Raw genomic sequence first — 11,168 nt, 5'->3', positions numbered from 1 at the left:
GCCATCACGCGCAGGCTGCCTAACCTCTCACCCCAGATGGACCAGAGCCTCCGCTCCTGAACACCGCTGAATGTCCCAAATCATCTGACGACAGACAGGCGCGGTGCGGTCGGCGAAGACCGACCAGTTGGTGCCGAACTGGTAGGACATCACCAGGCCCGACACGACGCCCATGGCGAAGGCGACGGCGAAGACCTTGAGCCAGTAGCGGTAGACATCGAGGTAGACGGCCTTGCCGGTGGCCAGCCAGCGGCCCTCCAGGACGGCCAGGAAACTCGCCAGGCCGATGGTGAAGGCCGGGAACAGGAAGTGCCACACGACGGTCAGGGCGAACTGGGTGCGGGCCAGGTCCACCGCGCTCGGCAGGGTCAGGGAAGGCATCGGGATCTCCGGGCGTCCGGGCGATGTGCCCGGATCCATCCGCCCGACGATGGCGGGGGGCCGACGCCGCGACCTTGCGCTGGATCAAGGCACCAAAAACTCTTCCCGGCGGGCGATGCGGGATCGGCGCGGCGACGCAGCGCTCGCCGTCGCGAGGCTTCGGCCCTCTCCGTCGACGCAACGGGCGCCTGTTGATCCAGCGCAAGGCTCCCCGGTCGACACGGGCGCACCCCGAAGGCCCCCGACAGCCGGAAGCGACCCTGAGAATGACGACCGCGGCCGTTGACCCCAGGACTTCGCGCGCGCCGGCGGGCCTCGGCTGGCTGACGGGCCTGCGCGGAGGGCTGGCCGTCCTTCCGCTCGCCGGCCTCTGCGCCGGCCTGTCCGCCGAAGCGCTCGGTCGCCCGGACATCGCGGCCTGGGCGTGGACGCTTCCGACGCTGGCGGTCCTTGCCGTCCTCGCGCTCCAGGTCGTGACCAGCCTGGCGCGCGGCGACGTCGGGCTCGACCTCGTCGCCCTGCTGTCGATGGGCGGCGCGCTCGCCCTGTCGCAGCCGCTGGCCGGCGTCGTCATCGCCCTCATGTATGCCGGTGGCCAATCCCTGGAAGCCTACGCCTCCGGACGCGCCGGGCGGGCCATGACGGCGCTGCTCGCCCGGCAGCCACGCTCCGCCCTCCGCGAGGCCTCGAGCGGCGTGAGGGAAGTCCCTATCGAGACCCTGGCCCCGGGCGACCGCATCCTCGTGCGCGTGGGCGACGTCCTGCCGGTGGACGGCCGCGTCGCCGCGGGCCGGGCCATCCTCGATCAGGCGACGCTCACCGGCGAGGCCCTGCCGGTCACGTTCGAAGCGAACGCGTCCGTGCTGAGCGGCACGGTCAATGTCGGGGCGCCCTTCACGCTCCTGGCCGAGCGCCGGGCCGCCGAGAGCACCTATGCGGGGATCGTCCGGCTCGTCGAGGCCGCCCGAACCCAGAAGGCGCCGATGGCGCGCCTCGCCGACCGCTACGGCCTGGCCTTCCTCGGCCTGACCCTGATGCTGGCCGGGGGCGCCTGGGCTGCCACGGGCGATCCCCTGCGGGCCCTCGCGGTGCTGGTCGTCGCCACGCCCTGCCCGCTCATCCTCGCGGTGCCCGTTGCCCTGATCTCCGGTCTGTCGCGGGCGGCCGGCATCGGCGTCATCATCAAGGGCGGCGGCGCCCTGGAGAAGCTGGCGCGGGTGCGCGTCCTGGTGGTCGACAAGACCGGGACGCTGACCCACGGGACGGCGCGGCTGACGGCCGTGGATCGCCTCGGTCCCGTCGCGGAGCAGGATGTCCTGAGGCTGGCCGCCTCCCTCGACCAAGCCTCCGGCCATCCGACGGCCCGTGCCCTGGTCGATGCGGCCCTCGCCCGCGGCCTTACGCTGACGCAGCCGACGCAGGTGGCCGAAGTCCCGGGCGAGGGCGTGTCGGGCCTCGTCGCGGGGCGGCCCGTGAGGGTCGGCGGACCCCGCACGATGCGGGCGCACGGCATCCCCTTCCCGGAGACGGACGCCGTCCGGAACGCGGATGCCGTGGCCGCGACGGTGCTGGTGGCCGTGGACGGCAGGCCCGCCGCGATCCTGAGCTTCGCCGACCCGGTACGAACGGATGGCGGACGGACGCTCGCGGACCTGCGCCGCTGCGGCATCCGGCGCGTGGTGCTCGCGACCGGAGACCGGCGCAGCGTCGCGCAGGCGCTGATCGCGGGCCTGCCCATCGATGCCCTGGCGGCCGATCTCGATCCTGCGGGGAAGACGCAGGTCGTGGCGCGCGAACGGGGCCAGGGGTTGGTGATGATGGTGGGGGACGGCGTCAACGACGCGCCCGCCCTGGCGGCCGCCGATCTCGGGGTCGCGCTCGGCGCCAGGGGCGCGGCCGCGGCGGCCGAGGCGGCGGACGTCGTCCTGCTGATCGACAGCCTCGCGCCGCTTCCGGATGCGATCCGCATCGCCCGGCGGGCCCGGGCCATCGCGCTCCAAAGCGTGCTGGTCGGCCTCGGCCTGTCGCTCGCCGGCATGGTCGCGGCGGCCCTCGGCTACCTGACGCCGCTGCGGGGCGCCCTGTTGCAGGAGGTCATCGACGTCGCCGTCATCCTCAACGCCATGCGGGCGCTCGGTGGTCCGATGACCGCCCCGGCATCCGATGCCGACGAATCCGCGCGCCCGGCCCAGCGGCCTCGTGCCGTCCCTTGAGATGGATCAAGGCCGGCGGAGCCGGGCCGAGCCAGATTGCCCTTCCGCCGGGCTCGGCGGCTCGGGGAGGCGGCCGTGGGTTACGCGCACATCCTGGTATCCGTGGACCTGGATCGCGGTTCCGCCGACCGCGTCCGTCTCGCCGCCGGCCTGGCGCGGCGCTTCGAGGCCGACCTGACCGGCGTGGCGGCCCGGCCGATCCCCGGACCGTCCGCATTCGCCAACATGCAGGCGGACGGGATCCTGCGCGCGGCCGAGGAACGCCGATCGCGCGACGAGGCCGCCCGGGTCCGGGACCTGTTCCTGCGCCATGCCCGCGAGGGCCTCCGCACCGACTGGCGGTTCACCGAGGGACATCCCACGGCCAACCTCGCCCGGGAGGCCCGCGCGGCGGATCTCGTGTTGGTCGGGCGCCATGGCCCGGCCGATGCCGTGCCGGGCGCGATGACGGTGCTGCCCGGCCCGTTGCTGATGGAGGCGGGACGTCCGGTCCTGATCGTTCCCCCGGGGATCGAGCACCTGGGCGCCGACCGCATCGTCGTCGCCTGGAAGGACACCCTCGAGGCCCGGCGGGCCGTCACGGCGGCGCTGCCTTTCCTGCGACAGGCGGACCACGTCTACCTCGTCTCGGTCGGACAGGAGACGCAATTCCAGGGAATCGAGGAGGTGGCGGCCCACCTGTCGCGCCACGACGTGAATGCCACCACCCATGCCCTGTTCGGAAGCCGGTCGGTCGAAGCCGACGAGATCCTGCGCTTCGCACGCCGGGAATACGCCGACCTGATCGTCCTGGGAGCCTATGGACATTCGCGCCTTCGGGAATGGATCTTCGGCGGCATGACCCACGCCATCCTGCAGACGGCACCCGTCTGCTGCCTGATGAGCCACTGATGCGCCGCGCGCTCGTCCTCGCATCGGTCGCGCTGTTCGGGCTCGTCGCGCCCCCCGCCACGGCCCGTGACGGATCGGCCTCACGCGGCAAGGCGTTGGCCCGCGCGACCTGCGCGCGATGCCATGGCATCGGCTCTCGGGGAGTCAGCCCGATGCCCGAGGCGCCGGCGTTTCGAACGCTCGCCCGCCGCTTTCCCATCGATGATCTCGCCGACATCCTGGTCGAGGGTGTCGAGCGACGTCACCCGGCCATGCCCGCGTTTCAGCTCGATCCCTCCTATGCCGACGACCTCACCGCGTATCTGAAGACCCTGAGGCGATGACAGTCCTCCCCGGGATGGCGATCCGGCCGGTGGACGAAGACGAAGGTCGAAGAAGCCCATGGAGCGATCCTTTCTCTACGTCAGTCGCAGGCAGGCGACGGAAGCGGACATCCGGGACATCGTGGACGCCGCCCATGTCAGGAACGTTCGGCTGAACGTCACCGGCGCGCTGATCGCGACCGACGGACGCTTCGCCCAGATCCTGGAAGGCTCGCGCGCCGCCATCGACGAACTGATGGAGAGCATCCGCCGCGACCGGCGGCATACGCAAGTCCACGTGGTGCAGGACCGAGACGCCCCGCGGCGTGACTTCGCCGACTGGTCGATCGCCTATTCGGGCGGGTCTCTCTTCGTCGACGGTTTGATCGGCGCCCTCGCGACGGGCTCGCGGCCGGAACCCGACCGCCACCATCTGCGACGGCTCCTGGCGTTCATGCGGGAGTTTGCGCGCGCCCCCCGGTGAAGGCCCCGCGCCGCTTCGAAGGGGTCTCGCCACAGCCCCCGGCATCCGTCACGGCGCGCGGGTCGTTTTCGTCCCAAGGCGCCTCCCGCGCCACGGCGGGATCGCGGACGGGACGGGGTGTTGGGCCGTGCGACCCGGACGGCCGCAACGGGAACGCGGTATCGGCGGCTCGGTCTCGTGACCGAACCTCCCCTCGTCAGTGCGCGAGGAGCAGGGGGGCCGGGCTGCTTCTCAGGAGGGCGCGCGTGACGCCACCGAAGAAGAACTCGCGGACGCGGGAATGGCCGTACGCCCCCATCACGATCATGTCGGCGTGAAACATCGTCGCCTGGTTGCGAAGCGTCTCCGCGGTGTCCCCCACCACCGGGACGTCGACGACGCTGACGGTCACGCCGTGGCGCGCGAGGTGAGGCGCGAACTCGGCACCCGGAACCGATGTGTAGAGTTCTTCTGTGCCGGCGACGCAGACGATCTCGACGGCGTCCGCCGCGCAGAGGAACGGCATCGCGTCGTTGGCCGCCCGCGCCGCCTGCGCACTGCCGTCCCAGGCCACGATGATCTTCCGACCGGTGAAGGCGTCGTGTCCCGGCGGCACTGCGATGACCGGACGACCACTTGCGAGGAGGGCTTTCTCGATCACCTCGCGATCCAGATCGTAGGTCCGCGGTCCCGCATCCAGGACGGTCAGGTCATGCAGGCTGGCCTGAGCCACCAGCCGACCGACGACGTCCGGGTAAGGCAGGCTCGGCGTCTGCGTCGTGCAGAGCACGCCCGCCTGCGCCGCGTCCCCGGCCGCACGGTCCGCGACGGAACGGGCCATCGCATCGAGGCGCCGGTCGATGCGCGCGACCCCGTCGTCGTCGAGATCGAAACTGCCGAGCCAGGCATCGTCGCCCGAGAGGCACCACGAGGCGGATTGGACCGTGAGGTGGGCGCCGGCGGCTTTCGCGAGCGTCAGGCCGTAACCGATGGCGCTCGAGGGTTCCTCGTACGCGGTCTCGACGGTCGTGCCGACGAGGATGTCGCGAATGGCTGCGAGCGGGGATGAGGGGGGCTTCGCCATGGGGCGTCTCCAAGTTCTGCTGGGTCCCGTGTTCGTCCCGTTGCGACCCAGCCGCCTTGATCCACCTCAAACGCCCCCTTCGCCACAAGATGCTTAGCCGCGGCCAGCAGTTGCGCGGTATCCATCGACTATCTTCAGTGATAGAAACCGCATCAATCGCCGGCCATTGATCTGCGGGCCATGATGTTGGCCGAAGATGTTGCTGTTCGTGGAAGCGTCCATCACGTGACGTCCTTGAACGGACTGGTTGCAGAGATTGTTCTTTGGAGCCCTGGAATAGCCAGCGCCGAAGGGGGCGAACGATGACGAACCCCATCGGCTCGATGTCCCTCGGCCATCTGGGCGACGGCACGCTGACCGTCGACGAACTCCGGCAGACCCTGGACGACGTGGGCGTCTGCATCTGGTCTCTGGATATCCCGACCGGCCGCGTCACGGTCTCGCCGACCTGCGCCCGGCTCTTCGGCGTTCCGCCGGAGCGACTGACCACCTTCACGGCCTCCCAGGCCCTGGTGCACCCCGATGACCGCCAGGCGCGGGCCGATGCCATCCAGGGGGCCCTGCGGGATGGCGGGAGCTACGAGGTCGACTACCGGGTTGTGCGGCCGGACGGTCAGGTCTGCTGGCTGCGCTCGTGCGGGCAGGTGAACCGCGACGCAGAGGGCCGACCGGTGCGTCACCGGGGCGTCGTCCTCAGCATCCACGAGCAGAAGAAGGCCGAGGCGGACCTGCGCGCCCGCGAGGCGCACCTGCGCTCGATCCTCGACACGGTGCCCGAGGCCATGGTCGTCATCGACGAGGCCGGCCTCATCACCTCCTTCAGCACGGCGGCCGAGCGCCTCTTCGGATACGCGGCCGCCGAGACCATCGGGCGCAACGTCCGCATGCTGATGCCGGAGCCGATGCGCGGCGAGCACGATGGCTACCTCGACCACTACCGCCGAACCCGGGAGCGCCGCATCATCGGCATCCATCGGGTCGTGACGGGCCAGCGGGCGGACGGCACGACCTTCCCGATGGAGCTCGCCATCGGTGAGATGCGCTCGGGCGAGCAGGTCTTCTTCACCGGCTTCATCAACGACCTGACCGAGCAACAGAGGATCCAGGCACGGCTGCAGGAACTGCAATCCGAACTCGTCCACATCTCGCGCCTGAGCGCCATGGGCGAGATGGCATCCACCCTGGCCCACGAGCTGAACCAGCCGCTCGGCGCCATCGCCAACTACACCAAGGGCTGCCGTCGCCTGCTCGCGAACCCGGGTCCCGAAGCCATTGCCAAGACCATCGAGGTTCTCGACAAGACCGCCGAGCAGGCCCTGCGGGCCGGGCAGATCATCCGCCGCCTGAGGGAGTTCGTCACCCGCGGCGAGACCGAACGCCGCCTCGAGTCGGTCTCGCGGCTGATCGAGGAGGCGGGCGCCCTGGCCCTGGTCGGCGCCCGGGAGCAGGGCCTCGTCGCCCGCCTCCGCGTGGCCCCCGGCCTGAAGGCCGTTCTGGCGGACCGGGTGCAGGTCCAGCAGGTCCTGGTCAACCTGATGCGCAACGCGCGCGAGGCCATGCAGCACAGCGAACGGCGCGAACTGGCCGTCGACGCCCATGCGCTCTCCGCCGAGGCGGTCGAGATCACGGTGGCGGACACCGGCCCCGGCATCGCGGACGAGGTCGCCGACAGGCTGTTCCAGCCCTTCGTGACCACGAAGGCCAGCGGGATGGGCGTCGGCCTCTCGATCTGCCGCACCATCATCGAGGCGCATGGCGGCCGCCTCACGGTCGAGCGCAACGCGGCCGGCGGGGCGACGTTTCGCCTGACCCTGGCGACCGCCCCGGAGGGAGATGCCATCCATGGCCCATAGCCTCGTGCACGTGGTCGACGATGACCCGGCGATGCGGGATTCGGTCGGCTTCCTGCTCGACACCGCGGGCTTCGAGATCGCGCTCTACGAGGCCGCGACGGACCTCCTCGACACGCTGGTCAAGCCGGCCCGCGGGTGCGTCCTGACCGACATCCGCATGCCCGGCGTCGACGGGCTCGAGCTGCTGCGCCGCCTGCGGGCCTGCGGCCATACCCTCCCCGTGGTGGTGATGACGGGGCACGGGGACGTGCAGCTCGCGGTGGAGGCGATGAAGCTCGGGGCCTGCGACTTCATCGAGAAGCCGTTCGACGACGAAGCGTTGGTGCAGGCGCTGCGCTCCGCCCTGAACCGGGGCGGAGCGGCCAAGGTCGTCGATCCCACCCTCGACGAGTTCGTCCGACGGGTCGGCACCCTGAGCGACCGCGAGCGTCAGGTGATGGACCAACTCGTCGCGGGCGGCTCCAGCAAGGACATCGGCCGCACCCTCGACATCAGCCCGCGGACCGTCGAGATCTACAGGGCCAAGCTCATGGCCAAGACCCAGGCGGCCAGCCTGCAGGAGCTGGTGCGATGGTCCGTGCTGGCCGGCCTAGCCTGACGCGGCTGCGAGGCCCGGCAAGGACGGAACGCGTGGGGGAGCCGCCGGTCCTGGCGCACCTGGCGCCCGACAGCGCGGAGGGGCGGTGAGGGCGTCGGCCGCTCACGGCCTGCAACGATCCGGCTCGGCCCCCTCGCCGCCCCAGGGACGGGAGTAGCGAGCCGACAGGGTCTCGCAGGGATGATGAAACAGGTAATATCCGAACGCGGCACTGGCCTCGCGCGCCGGTGCGGGTTGGAAGCCGAACGGCAGGCTTCCGGTCTCGCGGACCTCGGCGCCGAAGTTCCAGCCCTGGGCCCCGACGAAGGACGGGATCGACAGGTCCTCGCGGACGGCGCAACACAGCCCCGGCGCATGCCGGTGCTGGAAGATGCGGTAGATCTGGGGGCGGCATGGTCTGCCCGGCATCGGAGCCCGTCCTGCCAACAGCGCTTCAGGGTCTCGGGAGAAGCCCGCCGGAGCCATTGGCCGGTCGGCGGACGCCCGTGTCACGCCGCCTTGGCGAAGGCGGTCTCCGTGACGTCGTGCGACAGGGTCGTCGCCTCCTGCCGGTCGTCGGTCAGGCCACGGGTCACGAACGCCGCCTGGAGCGCGACGACCTCCTGGAGCGAGCCGCACCGCGCCAGCCCGACGAGGTGGTCCGCCTGGGCCTGAAGGCGACGGCCCGTGAAGCGCATCGTCTCGGCCGCGAGACGCAACGGCACGTCGACGGCGAGGGTGCGCCAGGCGGCCAAGCCAGCCCCCATCGCCTCGGCGGCGTCCTTGGGGTCATGGGCATGCAGGTGCGGCGTGTGTCCGGAACGCATCGCGATCTCCTTGTCTGGCGAAGGGGCGCAGGGTGCGCCGGCCCACGGCAAAGACCTTGACCCAAATCAAACATCGAGGGATGCATCGTCGTTCTGGAGATCAAGCGACGGCTTTACCAATCTTCGGCAGTTCTCATGCTGCCGAGACCGGACCTCTGTTGATTTGGGTCAAGGCCGCAGACCCATCGCGCGACGATCGTCCTCGCGTGGAAGCGACGGGACGTCCGTCGCTCGGCGTCCGGTCGGCCCCGACTCCCGGGCGCCTTGCTCGCGAGGAGAAGTCGATGCGCACCATCGAGAACCGAGCCGAGGACGCGGTCTTGAACGGCCTCAACGTCTTTCTGGGCATCACCCTGTTCCTGGCCCCCTGGTACCTGGAGCTGGGCAGCGAAACGGTCGCAGCGCGAAATGCCTTCATCTGCGGCGCCGCGATCGCCGTCATCGCCATGCTTGCGCTCAGCCAGTCCTACGACTGGGAGGAATACCTCAACCTCGCCGTCGGTCTCTGGGTGGCCGCGGCGCCCTGGGTGCTGGGCTTCGCGGAGCTGAAGGTCGTCGCGGGCGCCCACGTGGTCATCGGCCTCGCCGTTTTCGTCCTGTCCGGGTCTGAACTCTGGCGGCTGTACCGGTCGCCCGAGGCGCGCTCCGTCTGACCGGAGCGTGTTCGTCAAACAGCGGCTGCGCCGCGCCGTCACGGCCGGCGCAGCCCCGAAGCTCCAGGGCTCCCGATTGCTGCGAACCACGGTCATGCCGTCCGATCCCCTCGCGATCCTCCTCGCTGCGGCGTTCACCTCCGGCTGCGCCTCGATCCACGCTCTGCGCCATCACGCCGATGGCCTGACGTTCGTCCTCGCGGTGATGGCCTACGCGCTCGCCACCGCCGTCGGGTCCCTGCTCGCGGCCCGCTTCGGCCTGCTCATGGCGCCCGACCATGCCGGCGGATGGATGGCCGTGGCGATCGGCGGGGGATGACGGTCGACCCCCGGACCTACGTAATTGCCCTTACGCAGGGGCCCTTACGAAACGGGCCGGAATTTCCCTCCGGCGACGGCGCGGCCAACTTCCCCCTCATCCGATCCGGACGAGGAGTCGATCCATGGCCACAGAGATGACGCGACCCATTCCGTCGTTCACCCCCGCGAACGTCCCGGTTGCCATCGGCCGCGAGGGCGTCCTCTTCGCGGGTTGCCCCGAGATCGTCGGAACACCGTTTGCCTATGGCCGCGAGGAGGAGATCTACGGTGAGGGCGAGGACGCCGAGTTCGTCTACCGGGTGACCGACGGCGCGGTCCGAACCCACAAGGTCCTCAGCGACGGTCGGCGCCAGATCACCGGTTTCCACCTGCCCGGCGACCTGTTCGGCTTCGAGCAGGGCCAGACCCACCGGCACTCGGCCGAGGCCCTCTCGGACACGAAGGTCCTGATCTTCCGGCGCCTGGGGATACAGCGCGCCGCCACCCGCAACGCCGAGGTCGCCTGCCACCTCTGGAACATGGCCACCCGTGGCTTGCGTCACGCCCAGGACCACATGTTGCTTCTCGGCCGCCGCTCCGCCGTGGAACGGGTGGCGACGTTCCTGATCGAGGTCGACGAACGGCTCGGCGGCACCGGGACGTTCCTGCTCCCGATGACGCGGCGCGACATCGCCGACTACCTGGGCCTGACCATCGAGACCGTGTCGCGGACCCTGTCGCAGCTCGAGGAGGCCGGCGCCCTGCTGCGTGCCGGCGGACGTCAGGTCAGCCTGCGCCGTGCGCGCCTTCGCCGGGTCGTCGAGGACTGACCGGTTCCTCGCCGCAAGGCATGAGCCGCACGCGACGTTCAGGCATGGCTTGACACAGATCAACGAAGAAGAATTCGCCTCGAAGAAACATCGACCAGTTGAACGGAGCGCCAATCATGCCATCAACATCGACTATCAGCCGGAGGATCGTGAAGGTCGTGAAACCCGGGATGAAGGCCAAGGACTTGATTGCGGCCGTTCGCGAGCGCTGGCCAAAGGTCTCCAAGAAGAAGATTCGGCGTTCAGCCTTCGCGGCACTGATCGTGCGTGCAGGCAAGAAGGCAGGTAAGAGCGGCTCGGGCGATCGCGGCTCCGTGCAGCCGGCACCGACGCACTGACGGCGGGGCATTGGAGAGGCCGAACGGCAGCCCGGTCGAACGGTCGACCGCCTGCGCACGCACATCTCCGCGGTGTTTCGCCGCAACGGACGCGTCTTCAAGCTGAAGCGGCCGGTGCACGTCCCGGACCTCGACGTCTCGACGACCGAGCGCCGGCGCGCGATGTGCCGTCCCGGGGGCGACGAGCGCGAAGCGCGGCCCCGTCGCCGGGATGTCCCCCGCGGCAATCCGCTCCTCGGAGACGATGGGCAGTCCCGGGAATTGCTCCGAAAGTCGGCCGCCGATGGCGCGCTCGGCGGCGAGATCCGCACCGGTGACAGGCGATCCCCCCTTCCATCTCGGTGCGCGACCGGCCGCGGAGAGGACGGCCGAGCCGGCCGAGCCGGCGATGCGCGCGAGATCGCGTGCCCACCCATCCCCAGCGCGATGGCTTGCTGCGACCTCGTTCGAGTCCAT

13 protein-coding genes and 1 pseudogene are annotated in these 11,168 nt (G+C 70.5%); 9 read left to right on the top strand and 5 right to left on the bottom strand.

The annotated features are described in order from the left end of the window. Positions 1-93: 93 nt before the first annotated feature. Positions 94-381 (bottom strand): annotated as a pseudogene (locus ASF41_RS12675) (cytochrome ubiquinol oxidase subunit I); the annotation flags it as partial. Positions 382-647: 266 nt separating this feature from the next. Here ASF41_RS12675 and ASF41_RS12670 point away from each other — a divergent pair. From ASF41_RS12670 to ASF41_RS12655, 4 genes are all read left to right on the top strand, one after another. Next, on the top strand, positions 648-2,594 hold the full coding sequence (locus tag ASF41_RS12670) for a heavy metal translocating P-type ATPase (protein ID WP_056493635.1): 1,947 nt from the start codon (positions 648-650) through the stop codon (positions 2,592-2,594). 75 nt (positions 2,595-2,669) lie between these two features. Further along, positions 2,670-3,485 carry a universal stress protein gene (locus tag ASF41_RS12665; protein WP_056493649.1) on the top strand — a complete coding sequence of 272 codons (816 nt, stop codon included), beginning with the start codon at positions 2,670-2,672 and terminating at the stop codon, positions 3,483-3,485. After that, on the top strand, positions 3,485-3,808 hold the full coding sequence (locus ASF41_RS12660; RefSeq protein WP_056493628.1) for a cytochrome c: 324 nt from the start codon (positions 3,485-3,487) through the stop codon (positions 3,806-3,808). The genes ASF41_RS12665 and ASF41_RS12660 overlap by 1 nt, the downstream gene beginning before the upstream one ends. Positions 3,809-3,929: 121 nt before the next feature. Further along, complete coding sequence (locus ASF41_RS12655) at positions 3,930-4,271, top strand: BLUF domain-containing protein (RefSeq protein ID WP_244472509.1); 342 nt, start codon at positions 3,930-3,932, stop codon at positions 4,269-4,271. Between the two features lie 196 nt (positions 4,272-4,467). Here ASF41_RS12655 and ASF41_RS12650 read toward each other — a convergent pair whose 3' ends face one another. After that, positions 4,468-5,334, bottom strand: coding sequence for a universal stress protein (locus ASF41_RS12650; RefSeq protein WP_056220044.1), 867 nt, complete (start codon positions 5,332-5,334; stop codon positions 4,468-4,470). A gap of 302 nt (positions 5,335-5,636) precedes the next feature. On the opposite strand from ASF41_RS12650, the gene ASF41_RS12645 reads away from it, so the two are divergent. Next, on the top strand, positions 5,637-7,187 hold the full coding sequence (locus ASF41_RS12645; protein ID WP_056493625.1) for a PAS domain-containing sensor histidine kinase: 1,551 nt from the start codon (positions 5,637-5,639) through the stop codon (positions 7,185-7,187). After that, on the top strand, positions 7,177-7,785 hold the full coding sequence (fixJ, locus tag ASF41_RS12640) for a response regulator FixJ (protein ID WP_056220050.1): 609 nt from the start codon (positions 7,177-7,179) through the stop codon (positions 7,783-7,785). The genes ASF41_RS12645 and fixJ overlap by 11 nt, the downstream gene beginning before the upstream one ends. Positions 7,786-7,887: 102 nt before the next feature. On the opposite strand, the gene ASF41_RS12635 is transcribed toward fixJ, so the two are convergent. After that, positions 7,888-8,193: a hypothetical protein gene (locus ASF41_RS12635; RefSeq protein ID WP_056382667.1), complete on the bottom strand. Its 306-nt coding sequence runs from the start codon at positions 8,191-8,193 to the stop codon at positions 7,888-7,890. Between the two features lie 80 nt (positions 8,194-8,273). Then, the gene (locus ASF41_RS12630) at positions 8,274-8,591 is read right to left on the bottom strand and encodes a phasin family protein (protein ID WP_056270437.1); all 318 of its coding nucleotides are present in this window, start codon (positions 8,589-8,591) and stop codon (positions 8,274-8,276) included. A 284-nt stretch (positions 8,592-8,875) separates the two neighbouring features. On the opposite strand from ASF41_RS12630, the gene ASF41_RS12625 reads away from it, so the two are divergent. The 3 genes from ASF41_RS12625 (at position 8,876) to ASF41_RS12615 (ending at position 10,374) form a co-directional block, all read left to right on the top strand. Further along, positions 8,876-9,244 carry an SPW repeat protein gene (locus ASF41_RS12625; protein ID WP_056270439.1) on the top strand — a complete coding sequence of 123 codons (369 nt, stop codon included), beginning with the start codon at positions 8,876-8,878 and terminating at the stop codon, positions 9,242-9,244. A gap of 7 nt (positions 9,245-9,251) precedes the next feature. Beyond that, positions 9,252-9,563 carry a hypothetical protein gene (locus ASF41_RS12620; RefSeq protein WP_244476302.1) on the top strand — a complete coding sequence of 104 codons (312 nt, stop codon included), beginning with the start codon at positions 9,252-9,254 and terminating at the stop codon, positions 9,561-9,563. A 124-nt stretch (positions 9,564-9,687) separates the two neighbouring features. Then, positions 9,688-10,374, top strand: coding sequence for a helix-turn-helix domain-containing protein (locus tag ASF41_RS12615; protein WP_056220062.1), 687 nt, complete (start codon positions 9,688-9,690; stop codon positions 10,372-10,374). A gap of 242 nt (positions 10,375-10,616) precedes the next feature. On the opposite strand, the gene ASF41_RS24825 is transcribed toward ASF41_RS12615, so the two are convergent. Then, positions 10,617-11,168: a hypothetical protein gene (locus tag ASF41_RS24825; protein ID WP_156653277.1), complete on the bottom strand. Its 552-nt coding sequence runs from the start codon at positions 11,166-11,168 to the stop codon at positions 10,617-10,619.

Origin of the sequence: Methylobacterium sp. Leaf111, assembly GCF_001423285.1 — a bacterium.
Classification (GTDB): Bacteria; Pseudomonadota; Alphaproteobacteria; order Rhizobiales; family Beijerinckiaceae; genus Methylobacterium.
Note: the sequence above shows the minus strand (reverse complement) of the source record. Positions and strands in the feature narration are given on the sequence as shown.